This is a genomic window from Fulvivirga sp. AWR4_260 (assembly GCF_056158185.1).
Genome location: NZ_JBSWSU010000001.1, coordinates 122,066 through 138,529, shown reverse-complemented (window position 1 = coordinate 138,529; position 16,464 = coordinate 122,066). Strand labels below are relative to the sequence as shown.

The following is a 16,464-nucleotide window of genomic DNA, read 5'->3' as shown; positions in this document are numbered from 1 at the left end:
TTATACGTAATATGTTTCAAAATAGGTTAACTTTAAAACATATCTTCTACTTCTTGGATTTTTGCATCGCCCCAAAGGCTCTCTAAAGCAAAGAAATCGCGTTTATCTTTTTTGAATATATGAGCTACTACATCTACATAATCCAATAACATCCATTCTTTATTAGCTTTTCCTTCCTGATGCCATGGGTTTTCATTAAGTTCTTTGCTTACTTGCTCGTCTACTGCATCTGCAATTGCATCTAGTTGGGTGTCAGAGTTACCAGAACAGATTACGAAAAAATCTGCCATAGCATTTTTGACATCCCTTAAATCCATTACCACAATGTTTGAAGCTTTTTTCTCCTGCATACCCCTCACCACTACTTGACTTAATTTTTCGGAAGGCGCTAAATTATTATTTACATCCATTAACTATCTTTGGTTACTCTAAACAAAACTACAAAAATACTTGTATAAAATTCTTGCCAAAACATTATTTATAGGGAAAAACGTCAATTTCCTGCCAAGTTGTCACTCTACTAATGATGAGGCCTCTAAATTGGTTGTAAATAACAAAGTTATAGAGGGAACTCTGGTAATTACAGACAATCAAACAGCCGGTAAAGGTCAGCGAGGAAACTCGTGGGAAGCTGAACCTGGAAAGAACCTGACATTCACTTTGATTCTCAGGCCTACCTTCATAGCTGTACATGAACAATTTGATCTCAATATTGCTGTGTCGCTCGGTATTTTCGATTTTTTGCGAAGGTATAGAGTTGGGTTTCAGGTAAAGTGGCCCAACGATATTTATTTCTACGATAAAAAGATTTGTGGGATTTTAATTCAAAATTCTGTTAAGAATGGTGCCTTAGATCATACTATTGTTGGAATTGGATTAAATATTAATCAAGCTAAATTTGAGCAACCGCGTGCTGTTTCTTTGAGTCAAATAGTAGGAGAGGAGTTCTCTTTGCAAGAGGCATTGGAGGAACTAATGGGGTGTGTTGAAGCTCGGTACATTCAGCTTAGGAATGGAGAGCGAGAAAGGTTAAAAAATGCTTATTTGCAGACGCTTTATTGGTATGGTGAAGATCATATTTTTAAAGCTGATGAAGAGGTGTTTACAGGTAAAATAGTAGGCGTTAATAAAACTGGGCAACTTGAAATTGAAACGGCTAAAGGAGAGCGTTACTTTGGCTTCAAAGAAGTGCAATTTGTGCAGTAATGGCGGTTTATATTTAATTGCCTAATTTAAAGCATCTTATTGCTGGCTCGTTTGATTGGCGAGTAATCTAATAACCAAACAAAAAATAGTATAAATGAGAAAACTAGGACTTCTACTCATCCTATTGACGCCAATAGTTTGGAGTAATTCTGTATTTGCTCAAAATGCAGATTCATTATTTGTAAGGGAAAACTACGAAAAGCATGAATATAGGATTCCTATGAGGGATGGAATAGAGCTTTTCACGGTGGTTTATGAGCCAAAGGATAAAAGTAAAAAGTATCCATTTATGCTGCATCGAACACCGTACAGTGCTGGTCCTTATGGAGAGGAGAAATATAAAACATCTTTAGGTCCATCAAAATATATGATGCGAGACCTGTATATTTTTGTGTATCAAGATGTGCGTGGTAGGTGGATGTCTGAAGGGGATTATGATAATATGAGACCTCAAATTGATGGAAATACTAAAAAGCAGAAAGATCAAATAGATGAAAGCTCTGATACTTTTGATACTATAGAATGGTTGCTAAAAAAAGTAAAGAATAACAATGGTAAATTTGGGCAGTGGGGTATTTCTTATCCTGGGCATTATACTGCAGCAGCATTGCCAGAGGCGCACCCTGCTTTAGTGGCTTCGTCTCCACAAGCTCCTATTGCTGACTTCTTTTTTGATGATTTTCACCACATGGGGGCATTTCTTCAAAGTTACCTAATGGCTTTTCCTGTTTTTGGACACCAGAGTGAGCCAACAGATAAAAGCTGGTATAGTGATAAATGGGATGCTATTAAAACTGCTGGCAATATTAAGGATGGTTACGAGTTTGGGATGGAATTAGGTCCATTAAAAAATGTTACAGAGAAGTACTTTACGGATGATTTCTTTTGGGAGCAAGTAGTGGAGCACCCTAATTATGATGGTTTTTGGCAAAAAAGAAACCTTTTGCCTCATTTGAAGGGAATTGATAATGCTGTGATGACAGTAGGTGGATGGTATGATGCTGAGGATTTATATGGACCTCTTAATATTTACAAAACAATAGAAAAGAATAATCCCAAGGCTAAAAATACAATAGTTATGGGGCCTTGGAGTCATGGAGATTGGTATAGAGAAAAAGGGTATCAGGCGGTGAATGATATATATTTTGGCGATAGTATTTCTACTTTTTATCAGAGAAATATTGAATTGCCATTTTTTAAAGAAAACCTAAAGGGTGAAGGCAAGGCTAATCTACCAGAGGCTTATATGTTTGATACTGGTTTGAAAAAGTGGGAGAAATTTAACCATTGGCCTCCTACGGAAATTCGTCCTTATACTTTATCATTTACTGCAGAAGGTAAAATATTGCTGAATAAAGCTGGAGATAAGAATGCGGAATTTAAATATGTTAGCGATCCGAAACACCCAGTTCCTTATGTGTCACAAACTGAAGGGGTAACATTTACGCCAAGAAGATTTATGACGGATGATCAACGCCACGCTGCAAGAAGACCAGATGTATTAACATTTAAAACGGATATTTTAACTGAGGATGTAACTTTTGCGGGTGAAATAGTGGCTAAGCTCAAGGTGGCTTTATCTACTACAGATGCCGACTTTATTGTAAAGCTTGTGGATGTTTACCCTGATTCAGCTCAGGCTAATAAAATTACTCCTGATAATGTGGAGATGGGCGGTTATCAGCAATTGGTACGTCATGAGGTGTTTAGAGGACGATTTAGAAATAGTTTTGCTAAACCAGAGCCATTTACTCCTGGCAAAGCTGAAGACGTTGTATTTCCTTTGCAGGATATTTTACATACATTCAAAAGGGGGCATCGTATTATGATTCAAATACATAGTACATGGTTCCCGTATATTGATAGAAACCCTCAGAAGTACGTAGATAACATTTATAAGGCAAATGAAGAAGATTTTCAGAAATCTGAGATAACAGTCTATGGAAGTTCTACTATTGAAGTCGGTTCTCAAGAACTTATGGATGTGCCATTAGAGCTTTATAAAAAATAAATTAATGAAAAAGCTGCCTAGTGCAGCTTTTTTTGTGTCAAGCCTATGTTAAATAAGGTTTATGAAGGAAGTTATAAGCGAATCGGAGCTAAAGCATAACTTTAAATAATGCAATGGTGTTGAGGGGATGAGTTGAGTGCCTTTTAAAAAACGTATAGTATTGAATATGAATTATCAGGAAATATTAGAAGAGATAATAGAGGAAATAAAGCCACTAAGAAGTGAAGGTAAAGTAGCTGATTATATACCTGAGTTGGCTAAGGTGCAGCAAGATAAGTTTGGGATTTACCTTCTTTTTATGAACGATGAACATTTTTATGTTGGGAATGCTCATGAGAAATTTTCAATTCAAAGTATCTCTAAAGTTTTTATGTTGGCATTGGCAGTTTCTCGAATTGGCAAAAAAGTATACCATAGGGTAGATGTGGAGCCTTCGGGCGACCCTTTTAACTCATTGGTGCAGCTGGAATATGAAAATGGTATACCCAGAAATCCGTTTATAAATTCTGGGGCACTAGTAGTAACGGATATTTTAATTTCTGAATTAGAAAACCCAAGAGATGAGTTTATTGCTTTTGTACGGGAGTTAGTAGGGCAAGAGAATATTGACTATGATATGGCTGTGGCGGAATCAGAGAAGTCTTGTGGATACAAAAATGCAGCTATGCTCAATTTAATGAAGTCGTACGGTAACATTAAAAATGATGTTAATGAGGTGTTGGATTTATATTGTGATTTCTGTTCTATTACCATGACTTGCGCGGAATTAGCGAAGGCCTTTAGGGTGTTTGCTAACCATGGCAAAGGTGTTGTTGATCATAAAAAATATATTACTGAGAGTCAGTTTAAAAGAATCACCGCTATAATGCAGACATGTGGCTTCTACGATGAAGCTGGGGAGTTTGCTTTTCAGGTTGGTTTGCCGGGGAAAAGTGGTGTTGGAGGTGGCATAGCGGCCATATTGCCATCTCATTATAGTATAGTGGTGTGGAGTCCAGGGCTAAACGATAAGGGAAATTCGCTTGCCGGGATGAAAGCTTTGGAGCTATTTACAACGAAAACGGGGAGTTCTATTTTTTAATAAGCTGTTTTTTAGGGTAGTCGTAAAAAGAAAGTGAGCCTTTACCAAATTCTATTTCACTCCAGTTGTTAAGGTCAAAAGTGCAGCTCACAACCCCGCAAGTTGGTATGTTATAAATGTCCGTTTTTACTAATGCATTCACAAAATCAGTAAACCCAGGATTGTGCCCAAAAATCATAAGAGAGCAGGTAGAGTTATCCGTTTGCTGTATGAATTTTAAAATACTTGATGCTGAGGCGTGATATAACTTTTGCTCTTGTTGAATAGATTGGTGAGGATAGTTCAATACTTCAGCTATGTGTTTGCTTGTGGATAATGCCCTGTTGGCAGGGCTAGATATTATCAAATCAGGATAAATACCTCTTTTTTTTAACCTTTGTCCCATGTCAGGAGCATCCCTTTTTCCTCTTTTATTTAGGGGTCTTTCAATATCATCAAGTTCAGGATTATCCCAAGATGATTTAGCATGACGAATTACGAATAAGGTCTTCATTTAATAGAGGGTTAGTAAGGTAGATAACATTCGTTTGATTGGTTTAGTTAATAAACAATCTTTCTCTTTTAAAACAAAAAGGTCAGCAATAAAACATGCTGACCTTCAATATTATTTTACAAGAGGCTTGTATTTAATTCGCTTAGGCCCTGTATCTCCCAATCGTTTCTTACGATCCTCTTCATATTCTGTGAAGTTTCCATCAAACCATTTTACTTGTGAGTCGCCTTCAAATGCTAAGATGTGAGTACAAACTCTATCGAGGAACCACCTGTCGTGACTGATGATTACCGCACATCCTCCAAAGTTTTCTAAAGCTTCTTCTAAGGCTCTTAATGTGTTTACATCAAGGTCGTTGGTAGGCTCATCTAATAATAACAAGTTTGCGCCTTGCTTCAGTGCTATGGCTAGGTGTACACGGTTTCTCATACCCCCAGATAGCTCTTTTACTTTCTTTTGTTGGTCAGAGCCATTGAAGTTGAATTTACTCACATAAGCACGGCTGTTAACTTGCTTGCCTCCCAAATTAATGAGTTCATTTCCTCCTGATATAGCTTTCCAAACGGTAGCATCGGGGCTTAGGTTAGTGTGCTCTTGATCTACATAAGCGATGTCTACAGTAGGTCCTACTTCAAATGTACCCTCATCAGGTTTTTCTTGACCGGTAATCATTTTAAATAGGGTAGTTTTTCCAGCCCCATTAGGACCAATAATTCCTACAATCCCTGCTTTTGGTAAGTTAAATTCCAGGTTCTCATAAAGCAACTTGTCTCCAAAAGCCTTTGCTACACCATGAGCTTCTATTACTTTATCTCCTAATCTTTCTCCTGGTGGAATGTATAATTCTAACTTCTCTTCTTTTTCTCTAGATTCTTGGCTCAGTAATTTGTCATAAGCATTTAATCTTGCCTTGGCTTTAGCGTGTCGCCCTTTAGGGTTCATTTTGGCCCATTCTAACTCTCGCTCCAATGTCTTTTGACGCTTAGATTCGCTCTTCTCTTCTTGGGCTAGTCTTTTCTGCTTTTGATCAAGCCAAGAAGAATAGTTGCCCTTCCATGGAATACCTTCACCACGGTCTAGTTCTAATATCCATCCCGCCACATTATCTAAGAAGTAACGGTCGTGTGTTACGGCTATTACTGTTCCTGCATATCTTTGTAAATGTTGCTCCAGCCAATGAACTGATTCCGCATCAAGGTGGTTGGTAGGTTCATCTAATAGAAGTACATCAGGCTCTTGTAATAATAGGCGGCATAATGCCACTCTTCTTTTTTCCCCTCCTGATAGGTTTTCTATCTTGGCATCAGCAGCAGGTGTTCTGAGCGCGTCCATAGCGCGTTCTAACTTATTGTCTAATTCCCAGGCGTTGAGCTGATCTAGCTTTTCCTGTACCTCTCCTTGGCGCTCTATGAGCTTATTCATAGCGTCAGGGTCATCCAAGACAGCCGGGTCGGCAAATTTTAAGTTAATTTCTTCAAATTCGTTGAGTAAATCTACTGTAGCTTTTACGCCTTCTTCAACTACTTCCTTTACAGTTTTCGAAGTGTCTAATTGAGGCTCCTGCTCTAGTAAGCCTATAGAAAAGCTTCCATCAAACACTACCTCTCCTTGATATTCTTTGTCAATACCTGCTATGATTCTCAAAAGAGATGATTTACCAGATCCGTTAAGACCTAATACGCCAATTTTGGCACCATAGAAAAAAGATAGGTAGATGTTTTTTAATACTTGTTTATTTGGCGGGTAAATCTTGTTTACGCCAGCCATTGAGAAAATTATTTTTTCGTCACTCATAGGTATACTTTTTTACCATTTTCGATCAGCAAAAGTATGCTTTTGATGAAGAATCACTCAGGCTAATCAAAAAAAATGAAATAAAATTAAGAAGGTGTAAACTTTTGAAGGGATGGTTACGTTTCAAGCGATAAATATAATTAAAGTTAGTTGCAAAATGCAACAGTGCAAATAATCATGTTAATTATTTGATTTGATTCTCAAAATTTTATTTTTGCACGAAATTGTATAAGTATAAATCATAGGAGGATTTATCTATGTATTGGACATTAGAATTAGCATCGTATTTAGAAGATGCACCTTGGCCTGCTACCAAGGATGAGCTCATTGATTACTCAATAAGGACAGGAGCACCTTTAGAGGTAGTTGAAAATTTGCAGGAATTAGAGGATGACGGTCAGCCTTATGAGAATATTGAGGAAATATGGCCTGATTACCCAACAAAAGAAGATTTCTTCTTTAATGAAGATGAATATTAAATAATAAAGACATATATGGGCTGGCTATTATTATAGTTCAGCCTTTGTTTTATTATTTAATATTGCGGTTGCCACAAGTAAATCTTCCGGGGTTGTTATTTTAATATTATCATAGCTTCCATCGAAGAGTGTTATTTTGTGGCCGTTAAGTTCTGCTACACTGGCATCGTCAGTAAGTAAGTCTGTATAATCAATATCATAAGCCTTTTTAATGACACTCATTTTAAAGGTTTGTGGGGTTTGTATTAGTTTGAATTTGCTTCTGTCTTCGGCTTTGGTTGATGTTGGTGTGATGGAACGAATGGAATCTTTTAAAGAAACTGAAGCTATTGCGCTACCATTTGTGGATGCCAGTTGATACGATGTATTAATAATATTGCTGGACACCAACGGTCGTACGCCATCATGTATCGCAATGAGGCTTTCTTCTTCTTTTGTGATTGATTCCAACCCATTTTTTACAGAATGAAACCGTGTTTCTCCCCCAATAATGGTTTTAACAGAAATGCCTTTTAGGTAGTTTTTCTGTATCTCTTCCCAAGTGGCAACATCTGCTTTGGGTAATACCACAATAATATTTATTTCTTTATTGCAAAGATGGAATTGTTCTATCGTATGTACTAAGATAGGTTTCCCGTTGAGAGGTAAAAATTGCTTAGGTAAAGAGCTCTGCATTCGTGATCCTTTACCGCCAGCTACTATTATAGCGTATTTTGAGAGTGCCATATAATAATAAAACCGGGAAGCTTTCACCACCCGGTTATAATAATTTTTTTCAATTTCTCTTTAAATAATTAACATCGCATCTCCATAAGTAAGGAAACGATATTTTTCTTTTAAAGCTATTTGGTATGCCTCCATAACCAATTCATAACCACCAAAAGCACATGCCATCATTAAGAGTGTTGACTCTGGCATATGAAAGTTAGTAATCATGGCATTACAAATTTTGAAATCATAAGGAGGAAATATGAACTTGTCAGTCCATCCTTCTTTTGGCTTAAGTCTTCCATTAGCAGAAACTGAAGATTCTAGCGCACGCATTGATGTAGTACCTACGGCACATACTCTTTTTTTGCTGTCTAGAGCATTATTAACAATGCCTACAATTTCGTCTTCTACCTGAAAGTTTTCTGAGTCCATCTTATGTTTAGTAAGATCCTCTACGTCTACAGGTCTGAAAGTGCCTAGTCCAATGTGTAATGTAATGCTGGCCATGTCTACACCTTTAATCTCTAGTCTTTTTAATAACTGAGGGGTGAAGTGTAGTCCGGCAGTAGGAGCAGCTACGGCTCCTTTGTGTTTTGCGTATATGGTTTGAAAACGTTCTTTGTCTTCAGGAACTAAATCTCTTTTAATATATTTTGGAAGAGGTGTTTCTCCTAAACTATCTATAGTTTTATAAAACTCCTCATCTGTTCCATCATATAAGAATCGAATGGTTCGGCCTCTGGAAGTAGTGTTGTCAATAACTTCAGCTACTAAGTCTCCTTCTCCGAAATATAATTTGTTTCCTACCCTTATTTTACGCGCGGGATCAACCAGAACATCCCAAAGGTGCATTTCTTGATTAAGTTCTCTTAATAAGAAAACTTCAATTTTAGCACCGGTTTTTTCTTTGTTGCCATACAAACGAGCTGGGAAAACCATCGTATCGTTGTTCACTAGAACATCGCCTTCATCAAAGTAATTAACTACATCTTTGAAAGTTTTGTGTTCTATTTCTCCAGTTTTACGGTGGATAACCATTAGGCGGGACTCATCCCGATTTTCAGCCGGATATAAGGCTACATGTCCGGTTGGTAGATCAAACTTGAATTCTGATAATTTCATATTTAATATTACGGTATTAAATAAAAGGGTTAGTTTTAAGAATAAGCATGCAAATGTAAAGATTTATTTTATAAATCATCTTACTAACAAATAGTTTTATAAATAGATTAAAAAAATACTGTGTTAGCAATCCGTTTAATCCTAGAAAGCTTCAAGTTCGCATGGAATGCCTTGAAGATGAACTTGTTAAGGACTGTACTTTCTCTCTTGGGGGTTACAGTGGGTATTTTTACTATTATTTCGGTTTTTACTTTGGTAGATTCTTTGGAAAATAATATTAAAAATAGTTTTTCATTCCTGGGAGCAGGAGTGATTTATGTGGAGAAATGGCCTTTTCTCCCTGATGCGGATGGTGAATATCGATGGTGGGATTTTTGGAAAAGACCAAATGCTAGTTATGGTGAGTTTAAGTTTTTGCAGGAGAACCTTAAAAATGAAGCAGGTATGGCTGTTTTTGCTGTTAAAGGTAACTCTACCATTAAAAGGGGAAACAATAGTATTAGTGAAGTAGCATTGCGAGGGGGAACTTATGGCTACAGCGATATTTTTGAGATCAATATAGAAGGAGGAAGGTATTTTAGTCCGTTAGAGATAGAGTCGGGAAGGAATGTGGTCCTTTTAGGGCATAACCTTGTGACTTCACTATTTCCTAATGGAGAAAACCCTATAGGGAAAGAGGTGAAAATAAAAAACCTGAAATATAAGGTGATAGGTATTATGGAGCGCGAAGGAGAGAGCTTTTTAGATACGCCAAGTAATGATGATAATGCCATTATCCCTTATAATGCCTTTAGAAAACTTTACCAAACAGGTACAGGTTCTTGGGAGGAGGTAACTTCTAGAATTGGAATTAAAGGAAAGGAAACTGATATAGGTCTGGTAGAGCTTGAAAATGAAGTGACTGGGCTGTTGCGCTCTAGAAGGGGATTAAAGCCTCGGCAAGAAAACAATTTTGCTATTAATAGGCCTGAGGCAATTGCCTCTATGATTGGGGGTATGTTTGATGTGGTTGGTGTAGCAGGTTGGATTATCGGGGGCTTTTCTATTTTGGTCGGGGGGTTTGGTATTGCCAATATTATGTTTGTTTCAGTAAAAGAAAGGACAAACATCATTGGTATTCAAAAATCTTTAGGAGCTAAAAATTATTTCATATTATTTCAATTCTTGTTCGAGTCTATATTTTTAAGTGTTATCGGTGGTTTGGCTGGTCTGTTTCTGGTTATGCTGATTACGTTTATACCTATGGGCGATATGGTGGTCACATTGTCATTTAAAAATATAGTGTTAGGCTTGGGAGTGTCCGCTTGTATAGGTACTATTTCAGGTATAATACCAGCAGCTTTGGCAGCTAAGCTAGATCCTGTTATTGCGATCAGAACGAATTGATGAAGGCCTCAATAGATTCTGGTGCTGAACGATAGTTACTTGCTGTGTAGCGTTATTTCAGGACGAAACAACATATAGACATAAAAAAAGGCTGAAATTCAGCCTTTTTTTTATGTCTATTTAATATTAATCTTGAGCAGGAATTGGCTTTTCTAAATCTTCACCAGTGATTTTGGCTTTAATTTTATTTTCGATTTCTTCCATCAACTCCGGATTGTCTTCCAGTAAAGTTTTTACGGCATCTCTACCTTGGCCTAGTTTATTGCCTTCGTAAGAGAACCAAGACCCGGCTTTTTTAACTACTTCTAGTTCTACCCCTAAGTCAATAACTTCACCTACTTTCGAAATACCCTTTCCGTACATAATGTCGAATTCCACAACTTTAAATGGAGGCGCTACTTTATTTTTTACCACCTTCACTCTTGTTCTGTTACCTGTAATTTCGTTGGCACTTTCCTTAATTTGACCAATTCTTCTGATGTCTAATCTTACAGAAGCGTAGAATTTAAGTGCGTTACCACCTGTGGTAGTTTCGGGGTTACCAAACATAACACCGATTTTTTCTCTCAACTGGTTAATGAAAATACAAGAACAACCAGTTTTGTTAATGGTACCTGTTAACTTCCTTAATGCTTGTGACATTAACCTTGCCTGAAGACCCATTTTGCTGTCTCCCATTTCACCTTCTAGTTCACCTTTAGGAACCAAAGCGGCTACTGAGTCAATAACTATAATGTCAATAGCTCCAGACCTGATAAGGTGCTCGGCAATTTCTAATGCCTGCTCACCATTGTCTGGTTGAGATATAAGTAAATTTTCTGTATCGATGCCTAATTTTTCAGCATATACCTTATCAAAAGCATGTTCAGCATCAATAAAGGCAGCTAAGCCACCATTTCTTTGAGCTTCTGCAATACAATGCATTGATAGGGTAGTTTTACCAGATGACTCTGGTCCGTAGATTTCAATTATCCTACCGCGTGGTATTCCTCCAACTCCTAAGGCAATATCTAAACTTAATGATCCTGTTGAAATGGCTGGTATATCTATCACTCGCTCATCACTGAGTTTCATTACAGTGCCCTTCCCAAAGGTTTTCTCAAGTTTATCAATTGTAAGTTGTAGTGCCTTTAATTTTTCGTCCTTTTCAGCCATTACGTCTATTATAATAGTTTAATTTTCAAAGTGGTGAAGTTAACAAGTTCTATGGATAAAAACTTACATTAAACTTCTAAAAAATGGTGTATCACCACCATGCTTTAATGGTGGTTGGTTATATTGCACTCAAATTTTCAAGCATGAAATATTACCTTTCTTTAACACTTTTTTTCATATCATTTGTTCAGGTTAATGCTCAATTAAATAATTCAATGTTTGAGCATACTAGGCATATAAATGAAGCAGATTCTAACAGCTTGTCGCTTCATATTAATACCTTAGGTTATTTTAAAAATAACGAATATTTTGAAGATATCGCAGATGGTTATACACTTTTTGGTTATCAGGTGAATCCTTACTTGTCTTATCAGGCGGGTAAAAACTTTAGGTTAGATGCCGGTATCTATTTACGTAAAGATTTTGGTAATTCAGGATATCAAGATGTTGTTCCTACTTTCACTTTGAAGTATGAGAAAAATAATTTTGCCTTACTATTCGGTAACCTAGAAGGTGGGCTTTCTCATAAGCTAGTGGAGCCAATTTATGATTTTGATTTAGGGTTGGTCGATCCATTAGAAAATGGTGTTCAAGCTGTTTTTAATAGAAGAAAGTTTGACTTAGATGCATGGGTTCATTGGGTTAATATGATATATGAAGGAGATCCTGATCAAGAACAAATAGTTGGAGGTGTTAATTTTAATTATCATTTGCTTCAAAATGATAAGTGGAAGTTGTCAATACCCCTTCAGGCTTTAGTTAAACATGAAGGAGGGCAAATAGATGATAACCCGCTACCTTTAACTACCATAGTAAATACCGCTGTGGGTGCGGAATTGTCTTATGATTTTCCTGATGGGGCTTTTGTGAAACAGATTAATACTAAAAATTATGTAGTATATGATCAAATATCTTCTGAAGCCAACGCTTCTGTTTTTGATGATGGAAGTGGCTTGTATCTTAATGCAACATTAAAAACTAAAATAAATTTAGACTTTATGGCCAGCTACTGGCATGCACATGAGTTTGAATCTATTATGGGGGGACAGATTTACCCTTCTGTATCTACTAATTATAAACATCCTGATTATGCGGAGGAAGTTCGTGATATGGTAGTACTTCGTTTTATGTATAACATAGAAGTGGCTCCAGATATTACGTTTTCTACCCGACTTCAACCTGTAATTCATTTGGAAAATGGTTCAGTAGAGTATTCTCATAGCTTTTATATAAATTACACTCCAAATTTCTTCTTATTGCGTAAAAAATAGGCCTTATGATTAAAAAGATATTTCTTACAATAGGTGTAATTGTATTAGTGCTCTTATTATGGAACTATCAATTGGTGTCATATGGCATAATGCAGGGCAAGGGACAGCTTCATATTTTATGGAATGCTAAACCAGTGGGAGATTACCTGAAAGACCCAGAAGTGCCTGATAGCGTTAAGCAAAAACTACTTTACATTCAGGAGGTAAGAATATTTGCTATTGATCAGCTGGGGTTGAATGATACTGACAACTATACTACCATGTATGATCAGCAAGGTAAACCGTTACTATGGGTAGTTACAGGTTGCGAGCCATATGAGTTAAAGGCCAAAGAATGGCATTTTCCTGTGGTAGGCAAGGTGCCTTATAAGGGTTTTTTCGTAAAAGAAAAAGCTGACGAAACTATGGCAGAACTTACTGCTGAAGGCTATGATGCAGGTATACGAACAGTTGGAGGCTGGTCAACATTGGGATGGTTTAAAGATCCTATATTAAGTAATATGCTGCATAGAAGTACAGGTGAGTTGGCCAATTTAATTATCCATGAACTTGTTCATAGTACCATCTTTGTAAAAGATAGCGTTGATTTCAATGAAAATTTAGCATCATTTATCGCAGATCAAGGCACATACCTCTTTTTGAAAGAAACATACGGTGATAGCTCAGTGCAGTACATGGATTATGTACACGAAGTATATGATGAAGCTGTATTTAATGAGCATATATTAAGAGCAGCTGATAGCCTGGCGGTTTTATATGGATCGTTTGATGAGCACACCCCTATACAGCAAAAAGAAGATGAGAAACACTTATTGATTAGTAAAATCATTGATAACCTAGATACGATTGATTTTTATACCCCAGGATATGCTGATCGATTAAAAGACTATCATCCAAATAATACATATTTTATGTCTTTTTTGCGATATAGATCAAAACAAGGTAAATTACAAGAATTGTATGAAGACCAATTCGATAAAGATCTAGTGAATTTTATAACATTCTTAAAACAAAAACATCCATTTCTTTGATAAAAGAGAAAGCAAAATTAAATGAAACCATTGATTAACTGTTTTAAACTCTTTTGTCTGTTTGTACTCTTTTGTATTAACACGGCTTGGTCGCAACAATACCGTCAGGTGAAGCAAAACTGCTTTTATCCCGGAGAAAAAATTGTGTATAAAGTACATTATGGTTTCGTGTATGCGGCAGAAGGAGAAATGGTAGTGTCTAAAGATGACTACATAATCAATGATAGAGAATGTTATAAGGTAGATGTATATGGAAAATCTATAGGCATGTTTGATCTCTTTTTAAGAATTAGAGACAACTGGGGTACTTATTTAGATAAGTCTGCTATTGTTACTCAAAAATTCTATAGAGAGATTGAAGAAGGTAAATACCGAAAAAGTGAAATTGTAGATTTTGATCAATCAAAAGGAAAAGCTAAACAGCGCACTTTCGACAAGAAGAAACAAAAATGGAGAAGCCCTAAAGTTTTTAATGTTCCCGTAAATGTACAGGACATGGTTAGTGGCTACTACTACCTGCGAGTATTAGATTTTGATAAGTTTAGTAAAGGGGATGTGTTTTCTATTGATGCCTTTTTTGATGAAGAGCTCTATGACTTTAAGATAAGATATTTAGGCAAGGAAGAAATAAAAACTAAGTTGGGTAAAGAAATGGCCATAATACTGGCGCCCATAATGCCAGAAAACAGTTTGTTTGATGGGGAAGATTCAATAAAGGTTTGGTTGTCTGATGATGAAAAGAAAGTGCCTCTTAAAATAAAAGCAGAAATGTTTGTAGGTGCTGTGGAGATAGATATTGTTAGCTACGATAGGGGAGCCTCGGTTAAGTAATTGTTAAGTTATTATTACATGCTTTTTCTTAAGGCTTTTTCTCTATAGTTTTAAATTTCAATTGTAAATCGGTTATTTAACTTACATTAAAACAAAGTGAAATATGGGAAACAAGCAGGAATATAAAGTGCTTGTTGTAGATGACGAAGAGGCTATTTTGGAGCTCTTAAAATACAACCTTGAAAAGCAGGGCTATGAAGTTAAAACAGCTTTAGATGGCGTGAAGGGGGTTGAAGTGGCAAAGAAATTTAAGCCAGACCTTATCTTGCTTGATATAATGATGCCTAAACAAGATGGCGTAGAAACCTGTAGGCAGATGAGAGAAATCCCTGAGTTAGCAGGTTCATTTATCATTTTTCTTACAGCTCGTGCTGAAGAATATTCAGAAGTGGCTGCCTTTGATGTGGGTGCTGATGATTATATAACTAAACCTATTAAGCCAAGAGCTTTAATGAGTAGAATCAGTGCTTTATTTAGAAGAGATTCTAAGAAAAAAACTGTTACTAATCAGATAACAATTGGCGATTTAGTTATTGATAGGTCTAGCTATACCATACAAATTGGTGATGGTGAGATTACCCTTCCTAAAAAAGAATTTGAATTGCTATATTTTCTGGCTCAAAACCCAAATAAAGTCTTTGGTAGAGATGAATTGCTTCAAAATATTTGGGGTTCAGATGTATATGTACTAGCAAGAACAGTAGATGTACACATTAGAAAGGTTAGAGAGAAAATAGGAGACGATTATATTAAAACCGTGAAAGGCGTGGGCTATAAGTTTAGCCTTAATTAATGTATGAAGTTTAGCTCAAGAGTATTAGCAGTGTTACTAGCATTTTGTATTGCTGTGGTAACTACTGCTTTTTTGTCTTTGTTTAAAGAGGTAACTTCTAACGCTCTAGTAGTTACTTTCTTAATTAGTTTTTCATCATCCTACTTGTTAGGGTTTATTATTCTGGAATTTCTCATATTCAGAGAAATTAATAAAATCTATAGCCTATTTGATAAATTAAGAAAGAAAGAACTTTCTTCCATAGAGCAAAATAAATCCAGTTTGCTCAATCCTTTAACAAAAATCAACGAAGAGATCTTTTCATATGCAGCCTTAAAGCAAAAGGAAATTGATGAGTTGAAAAAATTGGAGGCTTTTAGGAAGGAGTTTATCGCTGATGTTAGTCACGAATTGAAGACCCCAATATTTGCTGCTCAAGGGTTTGTCCATACCCTATTAGATGGTGCAGTAAAAGATAAAAACGTAAGGATCAAGTTTCTTAAAAAAGCAGCTAAAAGTCTTGACGGACTCGATATGCTAGTGCATGATCTCTTAACCTTATCACAAATTGAGACAGGGGAAATCAAAATGCACTTTGAACATTTTGACCTTCGGCAAATGGTTGAAGAAGTATTTGATCAGTTTGAAAATAAAGCGGAGAAAAAGGAAATTAAACTCAAAATCTCTAAATCTTCACCAGATAGCGCCCCCGTATATGCTGATTGGAAGCGAATCAATCAGGTGATTACTAACCTGGTGAGTAATGCCATTAAATATTCTAATGAAGAAGGTAAAGTGGTTGTGTCCTTTAAGATGGATAAAACCCATGTAACCACTTGTGTTAAAGACAGTGGTGATGGTATCCCTCAGGAAGATGTTAAACGAATTTTTGAAAGATTCTACAGAGTGGATAAAAGCCGATCTAGAGAAAAAGGCGGTACGGGCCTTGGTTTGGCAATAGTAAAACACATTATAGATGGACATCAATCTAAGGTGGAGGTGCAGACAGAGTTAGGTAAAGGCTCGAAGTTTAGCTTTAAGCTGCCTTTAGGTAGCAATGAAGAGCTTTTTGATGAATAAGTGCATTAATGAATAATGCATTAAGGATAAAATTCTACCTT

The 16,464-nt window shown here is 36.4% G+C and carries 16 protein-coding genes; 10 read left to right on the top strand and 6 right to left on the bottom strand.

Annotated features, from left to right (window positions below):
- Positions 1-32: 32 nt before the first annotated feature.
- Positions 33-410: a ribosome silencing factor gene (rsfS, locus tag ACXACQ_RS00635; protein WP_474973981.1), complete on the bottom strand. Its 378-nt coding sequence runs from the start codon at positions 408-410 to the stop codon at positions 33-35.
- 40 nt (positions 411-450) lie between these two features.
- Here rsfS and ACXACQ_RS00630 point away from each other — a divergent pair, with 40 nt between their 5' ends.
- The 3 genes from ACXACQ_RS00630 (at position 451) to ACXACQ_RS00620 (ending at position 4,298) form a co-directional block, all read left to right on the top strand.
- Complete coding sequence (locus tag ACXACQ_RS00630; RefSeq protein WP_474973980.1) at positions 451-1,206, top strand: biotin--[acetyl-CoA-carboxylase] ligase; 756 nt, start codon at positions 451-453, stop codon at positions 1,204-1,206.
- A gap of 94 nt (positions 1,207-1,300) precedes the next feature.
- A complete protein-coding gene (locus ACXACQ_RS00625) occupies positions 1,301-3,217 on the top strand; it encodes a CocE/NonD family hydrolase (protein ID WP_474973979.1) in 1,917 nt (638 codons plus the stop codon).
- A 166-nt stretch (positions 3,218-3,383) separates the two neighbouring features.
- The gene (locus ACXACQ_RS00620) at positions 3,384-4,298 is read left to right on the top strand and encodes a glutaminase (RefSeq protein WP_474973978.1); all 915 of its coding nucleotides are present in this window, start codon (positions 3,384-3,386) and stop codon (positions 4,296-4,298) included.
- Here ACXACQ_RS00620 and ACXACQ_RS00615 read toward each other — a convergent pair.
- Positions 4,288-4,791: a SixA phosphatase family protein gene (locus ACXACQ_RS00615; protein ID WP_474973977.1), complete on the bottom strand. Its 504-nt coding sequence runs from the start codon at positions 4,789-4,791 to the stop codon at positions 4,288-4,290. The two genes, ACXACQ_RS00620 and ACXACQ_RS00615, sit on opposite strands and share 11 nt — an antisense overlap.
- 111 nt (positions 4,792-4,902) lie before the next feature.
- Complete coding sequence (ettA, locus tag ACXACQ_RS00610; RefSeq protein ID WP_474973976.1) at positions 4,903-6,585, bottom strand: energy-dependent translational throttle protein EttA; 1,683 nt, start codon at positions 6,583-6,585, stop codon at positions 4,903-4,905.
- A gap of 257 nt (positions 6,586-6,842) precedes the next feature.
- Here ettA and ACXACQ_RS00605 point away from each other — a divergent pair, with 257 nt between their 5' ends.
- On the top strand, positions 6,843-7,064 hold the full coding sequence (locus ACXACQ_RS00605; RefSeq protein ID WP_009578808.1) for a DUF2795 domain-containing protein: 222 nt from the start codon (positions 6,843-6,845) through the stop codon (positions 7,062-7,064).
- 30 nt (positions 7,065-7,094) lie between these two features.
- Here the strand turns inward: ACXACQ_RS00605 and ACXACQ_RS00600 are convergent, their stop codons facing one another.
- Both ACXACQ_RS00600 and queA read right to left on the bottom strand, forming a co-directional pair.
- Positions 7,095-7,790, bottom strand: a complete 696-nt coding sequence (locus ACXACQ_RS00600; RefSeq protein ID WP_474973975.1) for a 2-C-methyl-D-erythritol 4-phosphate cytidylyltransferase — start codon at positions 7,788-7,790, stop codon at positions 7,095-7,097.
- A 60-nt stretch (positions 7,791-7,850) separates the two neighbouring features.
- Entirely contained in the window at positions 7,851-8,897 is a 1,047-nt protein-coding gene (gene queA, locus ACXACQ_RS00595; protein WP_474973974.1) for a tRNA preQ1(34) S-adenosylmethionine ribosyltransferase-isomerase QueA, read from the bottom strand.
- A gap of 120 nt (positions 8,898-9,017) precedes the next feature.
- On the opposite strand from queA, the gene ACXACQ_RS00590 reads away from it, so the two are divergent.
- Positions 9,018-10,283 (top strand): ABC transporter permease, encoded by a 1,266-nt coding sequence (locus tag ACXACQ_RS00590; protein ID WP_474973973.1) that lies wholly within the window; start codon positions 9,018-9,020, stop codon positions 10,281-10,283.
- A 126-nt stretch (positions 10,284-10,409) separates the two neighbouring features.
- Here ACXACQ_RS00590 and recA read toward each other — a convergent pair whose 3' ends face one another.
- Positions 10,410-11,438 carry a recombinase RecA gene (gene recA, locus ACXACQ_RS00585; RefSeq protein WP_474973972.1) on the bottom strand — a complete coding sequence of 343 codons (1,029 nt, stop codon included), beginning with the start codon at positions 11,436-11,438 and terminating at the stop codon, positions 10,410-10,412.
- A gap of 143 nt (positions 11,439-11,581) precedes the next feature.
- Between recA and ACXACQ_RS00580 the strand changes: the two genes are divergently transcribed.
- The 5 genes from ACXACQ_RS00580 to ACXACQ_RS00560 all read left to right on the top strand — a co-directional run bounded on the left by ACXACQ_RS00580 (position 11,582) and on the right by ACXACQ_RS00560 (position 16,423).
- Positions 11,582-12,709 carry a hypothetical protein gene (locus ACXACQ_RS00580; protein WP_474973971.1) on the top strand — a complete coding sequence of 376 codons (1,128 nt, stop codon included), beginning with the start codon at positions 11,582-11,584 and terminating at the stop codon, positions 12,707-12,709.
- A gap of 5 nt (positions 12,710-12,714) precedes the next feature.
- Complete coding sequence (locus tag ACXACQ_RS00575; protein WP_474973970.1) at positions 12,715-13,740, top strand: aminopeptidase; 1,026 nt, start codon at positions 12,715-12,717, stop codon at positions 13,738-13,740.
- A gap of 21 nt (positions 13,741-13,761) precedes the next feature.
- Positions 13,762-14,571, top strand: coding sequence for a DUF3108 domain-containing protein (locus ACXACQ_RS00570; protein WP_474973969.1), 810 nt, complete (start codon positions 13,762-13,764; stop codon positions 14,569-14,571).
- Positions 14,572-14,674: 103 nt separating this feature from the next.
- Positions 14,675-15,364: a response regulator transcription factor gene (locus ACXACQ_RS00565; protein WP_474973968.1), complete on the top strand. Its 690-nt coding sequence runs from the start codon at positions 14,675-14,677 to the stop codon at positions 15,362-15,364.
- A gap of 3 nt (positions 15,365-15,367) precedes the next feature.
- On the top strand, positions 15,368-16,423 hold the full coding sequence (locus tag ACXACQ_RS00560) for a sensor histidine kinase (RefSeq protein WP_474973967.1): 1,056 nt from the start codon (positions 15,368-15,370) through the stop codon (positions 16,421-16,423).
- Positions 16,424-16,464: the final 41 nt, after the last annotated feature.